This window comes from uncultured Olsenella sp. (assembly GCF_959602185.1).
In the GTDB taxonomy this organism is placed as follows: domain Bacteria; phylum Actinomycetota; class Coriobacteriia; order Coriobacteriales; family Atopobiaceae; genus Olsenella_I; species Olsenella_I phocaeensis.
In genome coordinates this window covers 24657-41770 of sequence record NZ_CAUGRZ010000004.1, presented here as the reverse complement: position 1 = coordinate 41770, position 17114 = coordinate 24657, and the positions used below count along the sequence as shown (strand labels likewise).

Sequence of the window (17114 nt, the reverse complement as noted above, 5' to 3'; positions counted from 1 at the left end):
TCGCGCTTGCTGGGCCGGCCTGGCGCGAGCCGGCCCTTTGCGCGACCATAGGGAAGAATCGCGCGCACAACCCACCGGGAGGGCAGATGGAAGACCCCAAGAGCAGGCTCTCCGAGGTCCCGTCGGACGGGCTGGGCCCCTCCGTGGGAAGGTCCGAGCCGGCAGGCGACCTGGAATCGCCGTCCGATCCTCCCGTCACGGCCACCCTCCCACAGGCCGTCGCGGCTCCCGTGCGGGAGCCCGAATCGCTGGAGCCCCCAAAGAGCGTTCCCGGCGAGGGCAAGAGCCGCAGCGTGTCTCGTCCCGTCGTGGCTGCCGTGCTCCTGCTCGCTGCCGTCACGGTCACCGCGCTCTTCGTCACCTATGAGGCGGAGCTCTGGGGTGGCCGCCGCGTCCCTTCTGTCACGGGCAAGTCCCAGGTGGTGGCTCAGCGCGACCTGGAGCAGCGCGGCTTCGAGGTCGTGCTGGCGGAGGAGCCCGTCGACGACGGGGTGGGCAAGGCGGTCCGCTGCGACCCTGCAAGCGGAACCAGGCTCGAGCGTGGCAGCGAGGTCACGCTGGTCGTCGGCGCGAAGCGCGTGCTTCCCGACGTCGTGGGCATGCGACTTGACGAGGCTCGTGCCGTCCTGGTTGAGGCGGGGGCGCAAGACGTTTCTATCCAGTATGAGGCCTCGTCCGCCGAGGAGGGAACGGTCACCAGATCGACCCCCGAGGCGGGGAGCGCCTTCGTGGCACGCGACGCGATTACCCTCACCGTGGCGCAGCCCTACACGGTCCCCTATGTCATGGGGAAGGATGAGTCCGAGGCAAGGTCGCTCGTCGAGGCGGCGGGCCTCGAGGCCAGGATCGAGTACGTGAGCTCCGACGAGCCGGGCGGGAGCGTCGTCGGGGTGAGCCCTGACCAGGGCACGCGCGTCGGTGGGGACGACGTCGTGACCCTCAGGGTCTCGGAGCCCTATCCGTCCGACTACCACCACCTGGCCGAGTACTTTGAGTTCACCGCCAGCCAGATCGGGGACTACCTTCAGAAGCAGGGATTTTCCCTCAAGGCAAGCTATGCCAACGCGCACGGCAAGGCGCAGGCGCTCTATGAGGGCGAGGGGGGCAGGGTCACCCTGGGCTCGTATCCCTTCTCGGCAAAGTTCGACCTCGAGGCAGCAAAGGAGGGGGCGACCCCAGAGGCCGACACCGGCTTCGAGGGCGTGCGCCTGGAGCTGCCCAAGTCAGAGTGGCCCGCGGAGGCGGGCAGGCTCAGCCGCGACGCCCTGGAGGAGGTCATGGAGCTCTGCGGCCTCAGCGGGCTGAGCAGAAGCTGCAACATGCAGACGGTCGTCCTCCCGCAGGGGCAGGAACGCAAGGGCGCACCCTTCGTCTGCGGTTACGGAGAGATGGGCGACGCCTGCTGGACGGTGCTCATAGTCCAGGGCGGGAAGGACGCGCGCGTGGTCGTGACGGCCGCTCCCAAGGCCCTGTACAAGAGCTATGACCTGGCTCCCTTTGGAGGGAGCGTCTGTGACTTCGTCGCCTACGGCGACGTCTACGGCAAGCGAGGGGCAGAGGTTGGATAGCGAGCGGATGCACAAGGACGCCATTGATGGAGGGGATGTCATGCCAGCGAGCAAGGCAGAGGGCGTCGGTCCCATGCGAGAGGCTGACCGGCCAGACGGGACGGTGCCAGGCGAGAGGCCCGTCTCGTCATCTGACGCCAGCTTCCTTCGGGCGGAGAACGAGGACGACGACGGCTACGACCCCTACTCGGACCGTCCCGCCCCGCGCGAGCCCCTCTTCGAGGCCGATCCCTGGGATTAGAAGGGTCTCCGGCCGGCAGGAGGGTGCCGCCGTCGCCCGTGAAGCGCGCGTCAGATCGTCGGGGGCATCCCGTCCGGCCTACCTGGTGGAGAGCAGCCTCAGGATGATGAGGGCGACCACCACGAGCAGGGCCACCACGACGATGAGCGAGAGCACCGAGCGCCTGCGGCGGCTCCTCTCGCGCGACGAGAAGATGGAGCGCCGACCCTTGGGAATCTCGAGGTACTGGCCGTAGCGGCTGTTCTTGATCCTGCCCATGCCGCCGCGCGAGCGGCGGTACTTGGACGCGCCGGAGAAGACTTTGCCGCTCACGGCGACGTTTGAGTCGTGGGCGTAGCCGCTGGCGGAGGCGCCGTCCTGTCCGAGGTCGTCGATGGCGGCCTGGGAGCGGTGCGGGGCGCGCTGCCTCACGTAGGGCACGCGGGCGGCCACGGGCTGGAAGGTGGTGGCCGCGAAGTCGCCCTCGCCCGTCTCGCCCGTGGCCTCGGTCCCACCTTGGGTTGCCGAAACGACCGACGGCCGGGCCTCGGTCGCCGCCGTCTTGGGCGTGCCCTCCTCATTCGTTGCGTTGTTGGGAAGGGGCTCCCGAAGACCCTCGTCAAAGCCCTTGTCCATGGAGCACCTCCGCCGCCGTGGCACGCAAAGCCCGTACACATCAATGGCAGTCATGATAGAGCAGGTGAGGCCTGCCAAAGTGTCATGCGCGATAGCTACATCTAACGTCTAACGCCATCTTCCTTCGTAATACCTAATTTATTCTGACTTAGATTTGCTAAGCAAACTCAACTAAGAAAATATTGACTCGAGGTATAAGGTCACGCCATGAGGGGCATATATACCAACGAGAACAAAGGGTGTCTACCAGGGCATCCGCAAGCAGAAGGAGTGGTAAAGATGACGAACCTCATCCCTTACACCAGCTATGACAGGGCCCTTCGCAGGGCGTTCCCCTTCAACGCGTTCGACGACTTCTTCAACGCGCCGCTGGCCAGCCTCTCGAGCGATGCCGCATTCAAGATGAACGTCGAGGACGCCGGCGACAAGTACGTCGTCTCGGCCGAGCTCCCCGGCGTGAAGCGCGAGGACATCGACGTAGAGCTCAACGAGGGTCGCCTCTCGGTCTCGGTCGAGAAGAAGGAGACCGAGGAGGAGAAGGGCAAGAACTACCTCCACAAGGAGACGAACGAGTGGCAGGCCACCCGTGGCGTGTACCTCAAGGACGCCGCGACTTCCGGCCTGTCCGCCAAGCTCGATGGCGGTGTGCTCACCGTCAACGTCCCCAAGCAGGAGGAGAAGGCCAACGTCACCAAGATTTCGATCGACTAGCTCGAATCGGGGTTTGGCCAGGTTTGATTTGCTGACATAGCGAGGTGGGGGAGGCGATGCCACGGCGTCGCCTCCCCTTTTTTGTGTCCAGGAACCTCTCGCCTGGAATTTGGGGCGGCTCGCCCAGTTTTGACCCCTGGCGGAAGCCATCCTGGCGCTCACTCCCTAGTATTTCTAGACTGTTAAACGTCATTCAAATTGTCATGGGCCAGCCAATCAAAAGGCCGTTGCATCGACTGGCACCTCCAGTTCGCATGCGGCCGCCCGTGACATGCCATGGAGAGGAGAGCGCGACGTGAGGGCATACGAGAGACTCCTTGACTACGTCGTCGTGCGCACGCCCAGCGACGAGGAGAACGAGGCGCACACCCCCAGCAGCCCCGAGCAGTTCGAGCTCGCGCGCATGCTGGTGGAGGAGCTCAGGGGGTTGGGCGTCACCGACGTCCGCCTGAGCGACGACTGCTTCGTCTATGCGAAGGTACCGGCGACGCCAGGCCTCGAGGACAGGCCCAAGCTGGGGCTCATCGCCCACATGGACACGGTCTCGCAGTTCTGCGACCACGAGATCCGTCCCCAGCTCACGCCCGACTACGACGGTGGGGACCTTCCGCTCTTCCAGAGTGGGCGCACGCTCGCGGTGAGGGACTTCCCCCACCTGCCCACCCTCAAGGGCCGTACGCTCATCACCAGCGACGGGACGACGATCCTTGGCGCGGACGACAAGGCGGGCATCGCCGAGATTATGACCGCCCTCGAGACCCTGCTCGCCGAGGGCATCGCCCATGGCCCGCTGCGCATCGCCTTCACCCCTGACGAGGAGATAGGCTGCGGCGTGCACAGCTTCGACGTCGAGGGATTCGACGCCGACGTCGCCTATACCTTGGATGGCGACACCGAGGGCGAGATCCAGTACCAGAACTTCAACGCCTGCGAGGCCAGCTTCGAGGTCACGGGCGTGAGCGTGCACCCGGGCTCCGCCAAGGACGTCATGGTGAACGCCGTCCTCCTCGCCTGCCAGATCAACGGCATGCTCCCCGCCTTCGAGATCCCGCGCCACACCGAGGGCTACGAGGGCTTCTACCACCTGCTCCAGATAAACGGCGACGAGGCCCACGCGAGCCTCTCGTACATCGTGCGCGACCACGACGCGGGCTCCTTCGAGGCGCGAAAGCAGACGCTGCGCCACATCGAGAAGCTCATGAACGAGGAGTGGGGCGAGGGAACGGTCACCCTGACCATCAAGGACGAGTACAAGAACATGGCCTCGGTCATCGACGGCTGCATGTACATGATCGACAACGCGAAGCTGGCCGCGGAGCGCGCCGGCGTCAAGCCCGACGTGTCGCCCATACGCGGGGGCACGGACGGCTGCCAGCTCTCGTACCGCGGGCTGCCCTGTCCCAACCTGGGAACCGGCGGCCACGGATATCACGGTCCCTACGAGCACATCACGGTCGAGGGCATGGATGCCGCCACGAGGATGGCGGTCGAGCTCGTGAGGGTCTTTGCCGGGGAATAGCGGTCCGAGCCACAGGCGTTGCATCAGGGGCCGCCATGAGGGCGGCCCCTTTGGACGAAAGGGGTCTTGCTATGGCAGAAGAGACGATGGTCGAAGCGGCTACAGAGGGGGGCGCGCCCAAGAAGAGGGACAAGCTCCACTTCCCGACCGCGATCACGGTGCTCTTCATCGTGATGCTCTTCGCTGCGGTGCTCACCTGGGTCGTGCCGGCGGGTGAGTACTCGAAGCTCAAGTACGTCGCGGACGACGACGTGTTCTCGATCACCAACGCGGACGGCACGACGGAGGAGCAGCCCGCCACGCAGGAGACCCTCACTAAGCTGGGCATCTCGGCGAACGTCGAGAGCTACCTCGACGGGTCCATCTCGAAGCCGACGGCGATCCCCGGCACCTACCAGCGAGTCGACCAGAACCCGCAGGGCGTCGTGGAGTTCCTTCTCGCCCCGATCAACGGTGTCTACGAGTCGATCGACATCATCCTGTTCGTGTTCTTGCTGGGCGGCTGCATCGGCGTCCTCAACCACATGGGCGCCCTCACCGCCGCGGTCGCCGCGCTTTCGCGCGTGACGAGGGGGCGTGAGTGGCTGCTCATCATCGTGCTGACGCTCATCATCGTCGCGGGCGGGACCACCTTTGGCCTCGCGGAGGAGACGATCGCCCTCTACCCGATCCTCATGCCCGTATTCATCGCAGCGGGCTATGACGCGATGACCTGCATCGCCGTCATCTTCATGGGCTCCTGCGTGGGCACCATGTATTCGACGGTCAACCCTTTCGCCATCGGCGTCGCCACTAAGGCGGCCGGCATCTCCATGGCCGAGGGCATGTCCTGGAGGTTCGTGGCGCTCGCCATAGGCACCGTCATCTCGCTCGCCTACGTCATGCGCTACGGGCACAAGGTTCGCCTCGACCCCTCCAAGTCCGTCGTCTACGACTTCAAGGAGAGGATCGAGGAGCGCTGGGGCCAGAGGGGCGAGGCTCCCGAGTTTACCACGCCCATGAAGGTCTCGCTCGCCGTCTTTGGCGTCTCGTTCGTCGTTCTGGTCTACGGCATCGTCGCCCACCAGTGGTGGTTCGACTACATGACCGCCGTCTTCCTAGCCTGCTCCATGATCCTCGCCTTCACCTGCGGCCTCGACGAGGAGGTCTTCATGGACGAGTACATCGGCGGCTGCGGCGACCTCATGAGCGTCGCGCTGGTCGTTGGCGTCGCCCGTGCGGTCAACATCCTGCTCGAGAACGGTCTCATATCTGACACCATCCTGTACTTCTTCTCGGGTGCCATCGCGGGGATGAGCCCCGTGCTGTTCATCATCATGATGCTGGTCGTCTACATCATCCTGGGCTTCTTCATCAACTCGTCCTCCGGCCTCGCCGTGCTCTCGGTGCCCATCATGGCGCCCCTCGGCGGCGCGGTGGGCGTCTCGAAGACGGCCATCATCTCGGCCTACAACTACGGCCAGGGCCTCATCTCGTACGTCACGCCCACGGGCCTCATCCTCGCGTCCCTTGCCATGGTGGACGTGCCCTTCAGCCGCTGGTTCAAGTTCGTGACGCCGCTCTTGGTCATCACGGTCCTGCTCAACGCGCTGCTGCTCGTGGCTCAGGTCCTGGTCTAGCGGAGGCGGGGCCTCGCGTCGGGGCTTTGTGCGACGCGGGTATCATAGGGTTCCCAAGGGGCCCGGGCGACACTGGGGCGTCCGGGCCCCATGCATGGCCCGGCGTGCCCGAGCTGGGCCAAGACGAGGCTTGGAGGGCCCGTGACCAGCGTCATGCGCAGATATGCAAGCGTTCGGGGAAGGGGCGGCCGCCCTGGCCCCGCGGCCGACGACGAGGCACGCGCGCCCGTCGTGCTCATGGTCTCGGGCGGTGCGGACTCGACGGCCCTCCTGCTCCTGGCCGTGGGCTCCGAGCTCGACATCGACGACGGCCACGGCCGCGCGCGCATCGCCCGGGAGCGCCTCCACGTCCTGCACGTCAACCACCAGCTGCGCGGTGACGACGCCCTGGGCGACGAGGCCTTCGTTCGCGGGCTCTGTGCGGAGCTTGGCGTCCCCTGCACGGTGTGCAGGGTGGACGTGGCCGGTCTTGCCGCGCAGGCCGGCCCCGCCGGCGGCAACATAGAGAACGTCGGGCGAGAGGAACGCTACCGCCTCGCCGGGGAGCTTGCCAACGAACTGTCGGCAGGCTTGGGCACGCCGCGCTCCGCCGCGCGCATACTCACGGCGCATACCGCGAGCGACCGGGCGGAGACCTTCTTCATGAACGCCATCAGGGGCACGGGCACCTCCGGCCTCTCCTCCATACCCCGCCGCCGCAACCGCATCGTGCGCCCGCTCCTGGGACGCACCCATGAGGAGCTCTGCGAGCTCCTCTCGCTCAAGGGGATCGAATGGAGGGAAGACGCGACCAACGCGGACACGCGCTACCTGCGCTCCTTCGTCCGCCACGAGATCATGCCCGTCGCGCTGGACCGCAACCCCCAGCTGGTCAGTGCCCTCTCGAACACCTGCGAGATTCTCTCGGATGAGGACGCCTACCTGGGACAGGTGGCCGCCCGTAGCTATCGCGAGCTCGTGAGGCGCTCGGGCGAGGGGGTGGTCGCTCTGGACGCCCGCCGCCTCGGTGCGGCCGACGTGGCCATAGCCCGGCGCGTGGTGAGGATTGCCATCCTTGGCCTGAGCCCCGCGGCCCGCATCGAGTCCGCGCAGGTGGCAAGGGTCTTGCGCACCGTGGCCCAGGGACGCGGGTCCTGCAACGTGAGCTCGGGAATCGACGCGCGCGTCGAGTACGGCCTGCTCTTCCTGCGCGTCCCCCGGCGCACGGCCTCCGTGGGCCCGGCATGGCTCGACGTCCCGGGAAGCGTGCGCCTCCCCGACGGTCGCACCATCTCCGCGCGCCTGGCGTCGGTTCCGGCGGGCTCCTCCCCTGAAGAGGTGGCCCGCGCCCATGCCCTGGAATGGGGTGGCCGCTCGGTCTATCTCGACGCCGTGGCCTGCGGCGTCTCTCCCTCGGGGCAGGGGAGGCTGTGGGTGGACGCCCCCGCGGCGGGAGACGTCATGTGCCCCCTGGGCATGCACGGCCAGTCGAAGAAGCTCTCCGACCTCCTCAACGAGGCGCACGTACCCGCGGCCGACCGACCGGGAGTACCCGTGGTGAGGAGCGGCCCCACGGGCCAGGTGCTCTGGGTCTCTCCCCTTCGCTGCGACGAGCGCGTGCGCTGCGTGCCCACCACCCGCCTCGTCCTCGAGCTCGCCCTGGGCTAGCGCGCACGAGCGCACGCTTTGCGTGGCGCACCCGCATCGTGCGACGTGCACGCCCCAACGCACACCTCGTGCACCGAACACGCGGAAGCGCACGGACGCCTCCGCGTTTGCCCAGTTGTCGGTCGAGCCAACTGTGCGTTGGAGCGTGGAGAGCGAAAGTCACGTGCGTTGGAGCGTGGGCAGGCGAGAGGGGCGCGCGTTCGAGCGTGCCGGTCAGTCCGTGCCTGCGTTACGTCGCGCCCAACGGTGACGGTCGCGTCCCGAGGGCGTAGTACCATAAGCACATACGTCCAGCCAGCCGGCAAGACCGACTGACGCACAGGAAGGGCAAGGTCCATGGCAGACGAGCTCGCCGCCGACATCAAGAGCGTCATCCTCACCGAGGGCCAGATCAGGGGGATCGTCCAGCGCATGGGCGCAGAGATCAGCCGCGACTACGAGGGACGCAACCCCCTCATCGTCGCCGTGCTGCGCGGCGCCTTCGTGTTCACCGCGGACCTCCTGCGCTCCATCACCATCCCCTGCGAGGTCGACTTCATGGCGGTCTCGAGCTACGGGGATGGCGTGAAGAGCTCCGGCGTCGTGCGCATCATCAAGGATCTCAGCACCAAGGTCGAGGGCCGCGACCTCATCATCGCAGAGGACATCCTCGACTCCGGCCTCACGCTGAGCTACCTCGTCGAGCTGCTCAAGGGCAGGGGCCCCAAGTCCGTCAGCGTGGCCGCCTTCTCCATCAAGGACATTCCCAACCACGCCCCCGCCATCAACCCCGAGTACGTGGGGGCGCACGTCCCCAACGAGTTCATCGTGGGATATGGTCTGGATTATGCGGAGAAGTACCGCAACCTTCCCTACGTGGGGGTACTCAAGCCCGAGGTCTACCAGGGGTAGCCTCCAGACCCTTCCAAGGAGCCCAGCCAAGTGTCAGACAACAACAACGACCTCGATCCCTCGCGTCCGCCCATTCCCGGACAGGAGGGGCCGGGGGGACGCCGTCAGCCAGCCATCATCGCCGCCCTCGTGATCGCGTTGGTCGCCTACGTCGCCTACACCGCCGGCCAGTCGATGCTGGGGGCGAGCCAGGCGGACACCCTCACCACCAACGCCTTCGTCACCGCGGTCAAGGACGAGCGGGTGAGCGACGTCACCTACAAGACCTCCGACGGCAGCCTGAGGGGCAACTACCGCCACGACGGCGACGAACAGAGCCGCTTCGTGAGCTACTACGTGGGTGCCGACAGCCTGCAGGAGCTCATGGCGCAGCATCCCGACGTGAGCTTCACCATCGACACGTCGAGCTCCGACCTGCTCCAGACCGTCCTGGTGTCGATCGTCCCCACGGCGGTCATACTCGCCTTCATGATCTACTTCACCAGGCAGATGCAGGGCCAGAACGGACGCTCCATGAACTTCGGTCGTGCCAGCAGGGCGCGCACGACGGAGGAGACCCGGCCCAAGGTGAAGTTCTCTGACGTTGCAGGCATAGACGAGGCGGTGGAGGAGCTCAAGGAGGTCCGCGACTTCCTGCGCGAACCCGAGCGCTACCAGAAGATGGGTGCCAAGATCCCGCGTGGCGTGCTCCTGGTGGGTCCCCCGGGCACCGGCAAGACCCTCCTCGCCAAGGCCGTGGCCGGCGAGGCGGGGGTGCCGTTCTTCTCCATATCTGGCTCGGACTTCGTCGAGATGTTCGTGGGCGTTGGTGCGAGCCGCGTGCGCGACCTCTTCAAGCAGGCGAAGGAGTCCGCCCCCTCCATCATCTTCATCGACGAGATCGACGCTGTGGGACGCCAGCGCGGCGCTGGCCTGGGTGGTGGCCACGACGAGCGCGAACAGACCCTCAACCAGCTGCTGGTCGAGATGGACGGCTTCGAGGAGAACCAGGCCGTCATCCTGGTCGCCGCGACGAACCGTCCCGACATCCTGGACCCGGCGCTGCTGCGCCCCGGACGCTTCGACCGGCAGGTCACCGTCGACCGTCCCGACGTCAAGGGGAGGGAGAGGATCCTCTCGGTCCACTCCCAGAACAAGCCCCTCAAAAAGGACGTCGACCTCAAGCGGATCGCCAAGCTGACGCCAGGCTTCACGGGCGCCGACCTCGCCAACCTCATGAACGAGTCCGCGCTCCTCGCCGCCCGTCGGCACAAGGACCGCATCTCGATGGAGGAGGTGGAGGAGTCCATGGAACGCGTCGTCGCCGGTCCCGAGAAGAGGGGCCGCGTGATGACCCAGAAGGAGCGCGTTACCATCGCCTACCACGAGTGCGGGCATGCCCTGGTGGGGCACATACTCGAGAACTCCGACCCGGTGCACAAGATCAGCATCATCAGCCGTGGTCGTGCCCTGGGATACACTCTGCAGCTCCCCGAGGAGGACCACTTCCTCGAGACGCGCGACGGCATGCTGGACCAGATCGCCGTCTTCCTGGGGGGACGTACGGCCGAGGAGCTCTTCTGCGAGGACATCACCACCGGCGCCAGCAACGACCTCGAGCGGGCCACCAAGATGGCGCGCGAGATGGTCACTCGCTACGGCATGAGCGAGGAGCTGGGCACGCAGGTCTTCGGCGAGGCCCAGCACGAGGTCTTCCTGGGGCGCGACTACGCGAACCACAACGACTACGCCGCCGAGACGGCCAAACGCATCGACGACGAGGTCGAGCGCATCATGCGCGAGGCCCATGGTCGCTCGCGCGCGGTGCTCGAGGCGAGGCGCAGCCAGATGGAGACCATGGCCAAGGTGCTCCTCGCGCGCGAGACGGTGGAGGGCGACGTGGTCAACGCCCTTTTGGACGACCGCTGGGCGCAGTACGTCCTCGAGCACCCGGAAGCGGACGTCGACTCGCCCCTCGGGGGTGACGAGTCTGTGACGGGTTCGTCCTCCATCCTCGGCGGCGAGTAATCTGCAACATGGCGGCGCGGTTCCTGCCGCGCCGCACTCTTTTTTGTCAGGGGCGCGCCGCCGGGCCGGTGCCGAGGAGGGGAGTGGAGATGCCAGTCAACCAGAGGAGCTACGAGTTCGGGACCTCCAAGTCGAGCATCCGGGAGATTGCCGCCTACGGTGCCCAGCGCAAGGCGCAGATCGGTGCAGAGAAGGTCTTCGACTTCTCTCTGGGCAACCCCTCAGTCCCTGCCCCCGACGAGGTGCGCCAGTCCATCGAGCGATCGCTGGGGCTCCCTCCCGTGCAGCTGCACGGCTACACCCCCGCCGCCGGACTCGTCGAGGTGAGGCAGCGCGTGGCCGACTCGCTCAACCGCCGCTTTGGCTGCGACTACGGTGCAGGCGACCTCTACATGACCTGTGGCGCCGCGGCATCGCTCAGCATAAGCTTCAACGCGCTGGTCGACCCCAGCGACGAGGTCATCGTCATCGCCCCCTACTTCCCGGAGTACCGCGTCTGGATCCAGACGGCGGGAGCGCTCTGCGTCGAGGTCATGGCGGACCCCCAGACCTTCCAGGTGGATACGGAGGCCGTGCGCGCCGCCATCACGAGTCGCACCAAGGCCGTGGTGGTCAACTCGCCCAACAACCCCGTCGGGTCGGTCTACTCCCGCCAGAACCTCGAGGCGCTGGCGGACGTGCTCCGCGAGCGCGAGAGCGCCCTGGGGACCGCCATCTACCTGGTGTCCGACGAGCCGTATCGCGAGATCAGCTACGGCTGCGAGGTGCCTTGGATCCCCTCCCTGTACGACCGCAGCGTCGTCTGCTACTCCTACTCCAAGAGCCTGAGCCTGCCCGGAGAGCGCGTGGGATGGGTGTTGGTCCCCAACACCAACCCCGACCACGACGAGCTCGTCCCCGCCATCGCCGGCGCCGGCCGCAAGCTGGGCTTCGTCTGCGCGCCGGCGCTCTTCCAGCGCGTGGTCATGGACTGCGTGGACGTCCCGAGCGACGTCGCCGCCTACGAGCGCAACCGCAAGGCGCTCACGGAGGGGCTCTCTGCCCTGGGCTACGAGTACATCGAGCCGCAAGGCGCCTTCTACCTCTGGGTGAAGTCCCTTGAGCCCGACGCCGAGGCCTTCTTCCAGAAGGCGAAGGCCCTGGAGCTCCTGCCTGTCCCGTCAAACAGCTTTGGCTGCGAGGGCTGGGTGCGCGTGGGCTACTGCGTGAGCCACCAGACCATCGTCGACTCGATGCCGGCATGGAGGCGCCTCGCCGAGCAGTATGCCCGGGGTGACGCGTGAGCTGGGAGCGCATCTGCCAGAACTGCAGCTTCTGCCAGGCAAGGACGGGGCTCCTGCGCACGCGCAGCGTCTGCGTCGCCCCAGACGGCAGGAGGGGAGAGGTGCATGCGTCCGACGTCGCCTGCCCCGCCTTCAGGTTGACGCCCAGGGCGGGCTTCGGCCTCAAGGGACGCTGGGGCGAGGGCGTCTCGCGGTCGAGGGAGGCATCCCGTGCGGACGAGCCCGCGGCGCGGGCGGCAACGCACCTCTCGCCTGCCGGGGGCGCTGCTAAGCTGGGAGGGTCTTCCAAGAGAGGAGCCCCCATGCTTCAGCTGGCCTGCGACGTCCACACCCACACCCTCTACTCGCGCCACGCCTACTCCACCATAGAGGAGAACGTGCGGGCGGCGGCGGAGCTGCGCCTCGAGCTGCTGGGGTCGACCGACCACTACTCATCGATGCTCTTCTCCGAGATTGGCAGCATGGAGCGTGCGCAGGGCTACGACCTGCGGGACTTCCAGTATCTCATGAACTACGGCGCCTGGCCGCGCGTGTGGCGCGGCGTGCGCCTGCTGCACGGCTGCGAGGCGGACGTCGTGGACCTCGACGGCCACCTCTTCGGCCATGACGTGCCCCTCACGCACGAGATAAACGGCAACCCCCTGCACCGACAGCTCACCCTCAAGGAGCGCGTCTTCCAAGGCTGCGACTACGTCATCGCCTCGGTGCACTGTGACGAATTCGCACGTGGCGCGAGCCTGGCGCAGACGACCCGGATGTACGTGCGGGCCCTCGAGGACCCCAAGGTGCTGATCCTGGGACACGCGGGACGTGCCGGCGTGCCCTTCGACGTGGGCGAGGTGCTCGCCATGGCGCGCGAGAAGGGCAAGCTCGTCGAGATAAACGAGGCGACCCTTGCCAGCCACCCATCCGCGACGAGCACTTGCCGCAGGCTAGCCGAGCGCTGCGCGGAGGAGGGGGTCATGATCTCGACGGGCACCGACTCCCACATCTCGTGCGGGATAGGTCACTTCGACCACGTCCGCTCGATGTTGGAAGAGATCGGCTTCCCGCGCAAGCTCGTTGCCACGCGCGACGCCGAGACCTTCCTGGGCGTACTGGAACGGGCCGTGGGCACGAGCGTCGAGGTGTAGCTGAGCACCTCGTGCTGGGGGGCGCTGTGTCCCACCTCGTGCCTAGCCCAGGCGTACGCGCATCGCCAGCCCGCCGTCCTCGTAGCGCGCCTCGACCCGCCATCCGTGCAGTTCGAAGGCCTCGCGCGCGAGTGCGAGCCCTATGCCGCTGCCCCCCGCGGCGTCGGTCCTGAAGCGGTCGAAGAGGGCGTCGAGGTCCCGTGCGGCGGGTCGCGCGCAGTCGTTCCACACGACGAGCTCCCCGTTTCCAAGGAAGACGCGCAGTCGTGACCTCGCATGCCTGATCGCGTTGGTCACGAGGTTGTCGAAGGCGCGCTCGAACTGCCTCGCGTCGACCTCCGTCCGGACGGTGTGAAGGTCGAGCGACACGTCCAACTGACGAGAGGCGACCGCCCCCTCGAAGGGCACGAGGCAGTCCTCCACGAGTTCGGCGAGGTCGAGCCTCTCGCACTCTAGCATGACCGCCCCACCCTCGAGCCTGCTGATGTCAAGCAGCTGGCCGACGTCCTCCGACATCTTGCGCACCTCGCCCAAGATCACCGTGCCCGCCTGCCTCGCGTTCCCGATGACTCCCTCCCGGAGTCCCTCGGCATAGCCGCCGATTGCGGCAAGGGGGGTCTTGAGCTCGTGCGAGACGTTCTCGTAGAAGGTCCTCACCGCTCGCTCGCGGGCCTCGACCTGCCTCCCCTGCGCCCAGCCGGCGGCTGCGGCGCCTATGGTCGAGAGGAGCATGATGCCCAGGAGGAGCAGTCGCACCTGACCTGCCAGCGCCTCCTCGCCGGACACGTCCACGTAGGCGAGAAGCACCTCCGCGCCCTCATCCGACACAAGGCCGGCCTCGGTCTGTGGCGCGGGAATCGTTCCCTGGACCTTGAGGTAGCACTCGAGCCCATCCCGTTCCACGCGCACGAGTCGACCGGTCTGGTCGCGATGCTCCGATGCCCAGCTGGCGGCGAGCCTGTCCAGCGGCGTGTAAGGGTTGCCGTCCGATTCGTCGAGCTCCCAGTCGGCCGTCAGCGCGAGGGGGATTGCAACGCGTGAGGGCTCCCCCTCCTCGTTGCCATCGCCCAGGAGGGCGTCAATCGCCTGCTCGGAGCCGTCGCGCATCTGCGCCTGCACGAGCTGGCCATAGGCGAGAACCACCACCAGCAGCGCGGCGGCGACGCAGCCCGCGAAGAGCAGGGCAAGCCGGAGGGCAGGACGCATGTTGCCGCCCCTCGGCCACCTAGCGCGGCGCATGGGCATCCCCCTCGCCCGCATCCACGAGGTGGTAGCCAAAGCCCCAGACCGCCTTCACGCCCACGCGGCTGCCGGCACCTCGCAGTTTCTGGCGCACTCGACGCGCGCACTCGTCGGTGACACGGGTCTCCACCTCCGCGTCCATCCCCCAGACCCTCCGGAGGAGCTCCGCGCGAGAGACGGGCTCCCCCGCCGCCTTCATGAGCACCCTCAGGAGTGAGAACTCCATCATCGTGAGGCGCAGCTCCCTGCCGCCCACCTCCACCACGTGCGTGGCGTCGTGCAGCACGAGGTCGGCGAAGCACAGGGTGCCGCCTTCCTGTCCGCGTGACATGTTCGCCCTCCTGAGCAGGGCCCTCACGCGCATGACCAGCATGGAGGGCGAGAAGGGCTTGAAGAGGTAGTCGTCGCCGCCCAAGGCGAGCCCGGTGATGTAGTCCACCTCTGACTCTCGGGCGGTGAGGATGACGATGGGCACGTCAGAGACCTCCCGGAGCTGGCGGCAGACCTCGAGGCCGTCCGTCCCCGGCATCATGACGTCGAGGATGACAAGGTCGGCGGGACGCTCGAGGAAGCGCTCGCGAAGGGCGTCTCCGATGGCAAAGCAGCTCACCTGATAGCCCGCGCCCTCGAGGAAGGCGCGTTGGACCTCGAGCAGGTTGAGGTCGTCGTCCGCCACGTAGATGAGCTCCGCCATCAGTCACCTCTCTTGGGACGAAAAGGGGCTGTCCCCGCAGGGCCAGCCCCGATTGTACGTTACGCACCACCAGTCGCGAGGTCCTAGAAGACGCTGCCGGCCTTCTCCATGTAGCCATCGAGACGCTGGTAGAGCTCGTCGAGCTCCTTGTAGACATCCTCCCCCTCGTTGTCGTTCAGGACGGCCTCGTCCTCGAGCAGCCTCTCCTCCAGCTGGTCTATGCGGGAGGCGTCCTCCTTGAGCGCGGACTTGGCCGCGTCGTCGAGCGAGCCGTCAGCGTCGATCGCCTCGTCGAGCGCTGCCCTCCAGGCCTTGCCCTCGAGCTCGTCCATGCGCTCGTACTGCTCGTCGCCGAGCCCCTTCTCGCCCGTCATCCCCATCCAAAGGCCCTTGAGCTCGGAGCGCTCGGCGTCGCTCAGGCCCTTCAGGCGCCCCACCGCCTCCTGGGCGTCCTTCTCGGTCATGCCCTGGGACATCGCCCTCGCCTCCTCCTCCGTGAAGGCGCGGGCGTCGGCGCTGACGTCGTCCTCGCTGATGGGCTGGGTCTAACAGTCCCCGCAGGCCTGGCAGCCCTGCGCTCCCTGGGCGCTCTGGGCGCGGGCCATCGCCAGGGTGGGGAGGGCGAGCGATCCCAGAAGCCCCGCGGTGCAGATTGCCGTTGCCAGCTGACGCTTGCCCTTGCTTCCCTTGGTCATGTCGATCACTCCTTTTCTTGGTCGCCTCCGATCGACGAGAAGAGTGTATGGGCAGCCAACGGCCCAAATCCTGCGCCAAAGCGTAAGTAAAGGGTCACAGTCCTGTGACAGATTTCCCGGGCGCATGCGGCCTGCAGACAAGTGTCGGGCCCCGCACGCGGCAAAGGCGTGTGGGGCCAGATTTGGCACTGCGACGCGAGAGGCTCTTCTCGCCTATACCCTGAGCGTCAGCTGCACGGGGCAGTGGTCGCTGCCGTAGACGTCGTCCAGGATCGAGGCCTCGACGATGCCGCCCGCGGCGTCCTCGCTCACCAGGAAGTAGTCGATGCGCCAGCCCACGTTGCGCTCGCGGGCGCGCATGCGGTAGCTCCACCAGCTGTAGGCGTCCTCTCGGTCGGGGTAGAGACGGCGGAAGCTGTCCACGAAGCCCGCCTCGAGGAGCTTGCCGAAGCCCTCGCGCTCCTCGTCCGAGAAGCCTGCGTTCATGTGGTTGGTGTCGGGGTTCTTGAGGTCTATCTCCTCGTGCGCGACGTTGAAGTCGCCACAGGTGACCACGGGCTTCTCCTTGGCGAGGCCCGACAGGAACTCGCGGTAGCTCCTGTCCCAGACCATACGCTCGTCCAGGCGCAGGAGCCCGTTCTTCGAGTTGGGCGTGTACACGTCCACGAACCAGTAGCGCTCGAACTCGAGGGCGCACACGCGGCCCTCGTCGTCTGCGAACTCGCAGCCGATCTGTCTGATGACCCGCAGCGGCTCCTCGCGGCTGAAGACCGCGGTGCCCGAGTAGCCCTTGCGCTCGGCATAGTTCCATGTCTGATGGTAGCCGGGGAGGTCCAAGTCGAGCTGGCCCTCCTGCAGCTTCGTCTCCTGGATGGCAAAGACGTCGGCGTCCGCCGCCTCGAAGATCTGGGGAAAGCTGGGGTCCTTCTTCATGACGGCCCTGAGGCCGTTGACGTTCCACGAGACGAGCCTCAGCTCGCGCTCCTCGCTCTGTGCCATGCCGCTCCTCCTTGGCGGGGGCGTCGCCCCGCCGGCGTCGTGTCCGTTTGGGCGGGTGTCCGTGCCCGCTCAGGCCAGTATACGTGCTGGTCCAGGATATGGCACCACCTTGGCATCCGTTTGCGGGACGGGGCTGCGGCCAGGGTGCGCGACGAGGACGGGCCAAGGGAGAGAAGACAGCATTTCTCGCAGAATGCTGTCTCTTTTCTCGCTTACCTGGCCTTATGCGAAAAACGACAGCATTTCACGA

16 protein-coding genes are annotated in these 17114 nt (G+C 66.9%); 10 read left to right on the top strand and 6 right to left on the bottom strand.

Annotation, left to right across the window (positions count from 1 at the left end):
- The first annotated feature begins 86 nt into the window (after positions 1 to 86).
- Both Q5923_RS04055 and Q5923_RS04050 read left to right on the top strand, forming a co-directional pair.
- A complete protein-coding gene (locus Q5923_RS04055) occupies positions 87 to 1568 on the top strand; it encodes a PASTA domain-containing protein (protein WP_303132309.1) in 1482 nt (493 codons plus the stop codon).
- A 40-nt stretch (positions 1569 to 1608) separates the two neighbouring features.
- Positions 1609 to 1809, top strand: coding sequence for a hypothetical protein (locus Q5923_RS04050; protein ID WP_303132307.1), 201 nt, complete (start codon positions 1609 to 1611; stop codon positions 1807 to 1809).
- A 78-nt stretch (positions 1810 to 1887) separates the two neighbouring features.
- Here the strand turns inward: Q5923_RS04050 and Q5923_RS04045 are convergent, their stop codons facing one another.
- On the bottom strand, positions 1888 to 2424 hold the full coding sequence (locus tag Q5923_RS04045) for a hypothetical protein (RefSeq protein WP_062531474.1): 537 nt from the start codon (positions 2422 to 2424) through the stop codon (positions 1888 to 1890).
- Positions 2425 to 2703: 279 nt separating this feature from the next.
- Here Q5923_RS04045 and Q5923_RS04040 point away from each other — a divergent pair, with 279 nt between their 5' ends.
- The 8 genes from Q5923_RS04040 to Q5923_RS04005 all read left to right on the top strand — a co-directional run bounded on the left by Q5923_RS04040 (position 2704) and on the right by Q5923_RS04005 (position 13234).
- Positions 2704 to 3135, top strand: a complete 432-nt coding sequence (locus tag Q5923_RS04040; protein WP_303132305.1) for an Hsp20/alpha crystallin family protein — start codon at positions 2704 to 2706, stop codon at positions 3133 to 3135.
- Between the two features lie 295 nt (positions 3136 to 3430).
- Positions 3431 to 4654: a peptidase T gene (pepT, locus tag Q5923_RS04035; protein ID WP_303132303.1), complete on the top strand. Its 1224-nt coding sequence runs from the start codon at positions 3431 to 3433 to the stop codon at positions 4652 to 4654.
- A 71-nt stretch (positions 4655 to 4725) separates the two neighbouring features.
- Entirely contained in the window at positions 4726 to 6273 is a 1548-nt protein-coding gene (locus tag Q5923_RS04030; RefSeq protein WP_303132301.1) for a YfcC family protein, read from the top strand.
- Between the two features lie 141 nt (positions 6274 to 6414).
- Positions 6415 to 7920, top strand: coding sequence for a tRNA lysidine(34) synthetase TilS (gene tilS / locus Q5923_RS04025; RefSeq protein ID WP_303132298.1), 1506 nt, complete (start codon positions 6415 to 6417; stop codon positions 7918 to 7920).
- A 336-nt stretch (positions 7921 to 8256) separates the two neighbouring features.
- A complete protein-coding gene (gene hpt, locus Q5923_RS04020; protein WP_303132296.1) occupies positions 8257 to 8811 on the top strand; it encodes a hypoxanthine phosphoribosyltransferase in 555 nt (184 codons plus the stop codon).
- A 30-nt stretch (positions 8812 to 8841) separates the two neighbouring features.
- Positions 8842 to 10818 (top strand): ATP-dependent zinc metalloprotease FtsH, encoded by a 1977-nt coding sequence (gene ftsH / locus Q5923_RS04015; protein WP_303132294.1) that lies wholly within the window; start codon positions 8842 to 8844, stop codon positions 10816 to 10818.
- Between the two features lie 89 nt (positions 10819 to 10907).
- Positions 10908 to 12101 (top strand): pyridoxal phosphate-dependent aminotransferase, encoded by a 1194-nt coding sequence (locus Q5923_RS04010; RefSeq protein WP_303132293.1) that lies wholly within the window; start codon positions 10908 to 10910, stop codon positions 12099 to 12101.
- The gene (locus Q5923_RS04005; RefSeq protein WP_368501944.1) at positions 12098 to 13234 is read left to right on the top strand and encodes a phosphatase; all 1137 of its coding nucleotides are present in this window, start codon (positions 12098 to 12100) and stop codon (positions 13232 to 13234) included. The genes Q5923_RS04010 and Q5923_RS04005 overlap by 4 nt, the downstream gene beginning before the upstream one ends.
- A gap of 42 nt (positions 13235 to 13276) precedes the next feature.
- Here the strand turns inward: Q5923_RS04005 and Q5923_RS04000 are convergent, their stop codons facing one another.
- From Q5923_RS04000 to Q5923_RS03980, 5 genes are all read right to left on the bottom strand, one after another.
- On the bottom strand, positions 13277 to 14440 hold the full coding sequence (locus Q5923_RS04000; RefSeq protein ID WP_303132291.1) for a sensor histidine kinase KdpD: 1164 nt from the start codon (positions 14438 to 14440) through the stop codon (positions 13277 to 13279).
- Between the two features lie 19 nt (positions 14441 to 14459).
- The gene (locus Q5923_RS03995; protein ID WP_303132289.1) at positions 14460 to 15170 is read right to left on the bottom strand and encodes a response regulator transcription factor; all 711 of its coding nucleotides are present in this window, start codon (positions 15168 to 15170) and stop codon (positions 14460 to 14462) included.
- 83 nt (positions 15171 to 15253) lie between these two features.
- Positions 15254 to 15646, bottom strand: coding sequence for a hypothetical protein (locus tag Q5923_RS03990; protein ID WP_303132287.1), 393 nt, complete (start codon positions 15644 to 15646; stop codon positions 15254 to 15256).
- A gap of 69 nt (positions 15647 to 15715) precedes the next feature.
- Positions 15716 to 15865 carry a hypothetical protein gene (locus Q5923_RS03985; protein WP_303132285.1) on the bottom strand — a complete coding sequence of 50 codons (150 nt, stop codon included), beginning with the start codon at positions 15863 to 15865 and terminating at the stop codon, positions 15716 to 15718.
- A gap of 213 nt (positions 15866 to 16078) precedes the next feature.
- Complete coding sequence (locus Q5923_RS03980; protein WP_062531464.1) at positions 16079 to 16864, bottom strand: exodeoxyribonuclease III; 786 nt, start codon at positions 16862 to 16864, stop codon at positions 16079 to 16081.
- Positions 16865 to 17114: the final 250 nt, after the last annotated feature.

What these genes read in the sequence shown, in the direction of transcription:
- Q5923_RS03995 (WP_303132289.1), bottom strand. Translation starts at nt 15,170, where the DNA reads ATGGCGGAGCTCATCTACGTGGCGGACGACGACCTCAACCTGCTCGAG.
- hpt (WP_303132296.1), top strand. Translation starts at nt 8,257, where the DNA reads ATGGCAGACGAGCTCGCCGCCGACATCAAGAGCGTCATCCTCACCGAG.
- Q5923_RS03985 (WP_303132285.1), bottom strand. Translation starts at nt 15,865, where the DNA reads ATGACCAAGGGAAGCAAGGGCAAGCGTCAGCTGGCAACGGCAATCTGC.
- Q5923_RS04045 (WP_062531474.1), bottom strand. Translation starts at nt 2,424, where the DNA reads ATGGACAAGGGCTTTGACGAGGGTCTTCGGGAGCCCCTTCCCAACAAC.
- Q5923_RS04000 (WP_303132291.1), bottom strand. Translation starts at nt 14,440, where the DNA reads ATGCGTCCTGCCCTCCGGCTTGCCCTGCTCTTCGCGGGCTGCGTCGCC.
- Q5923_RS04010 (WP_303132293.1), top strand. Translation starts at nt 10,908, where the DNA reads ATGCCAGTCAACCAGAGGAGCTACGAGTTCGGGACCTCCAAGTCGAGC.
- Q5923_RS04050 (WP_303132307.1), top strand. Translation starts at nt 1,609, where the DNA reads ATGCCAGCGAGCAAGGCAGAGGGCGTCGGTCCCATGCGAGAGGCTGAC.
- Q5923_RS04030 (WP_303132301.1), top strand. Translation starts at nt 4,726, where the DNA reads ATGGCAGAAGAGACGATGGTCGAAGCGGCTACAGAGGGGGGCGCGCCC.
- Q5923_RS03980 (WP_062531464.1), bottom strand. Translation starts at nt 16,864, where the DNA reads ATGGCACAGAGCGAGGAGCGCGAGCTGAGGCTCGTCTCGTGGAACGTC.
- Q5923_RS04055 (WP_303132309.1), top strand. Translation starts at nt 87, where the DNA reads ATGGAAGACCCCAAGAGCAGGCTCTCCGAGGTCCCGTCGGACGGGCTG.
- Q5923_RS04040 (WP_303132305.1), top strand. Translation starts at nt 2,704, where the DNA reads ATGACGAACCTCATCCCTTACACCAGCTATGACAGGGCCCTTCGCAGG.
- Q5923_RS03990 (WP_303132287.1), bottom strand. Translation starts at nt 15,646, where the DNA reads ATGTCCCAGGGCATGACCGAGAAGGACGCCCAGGAGGCGGTGGGGCGC.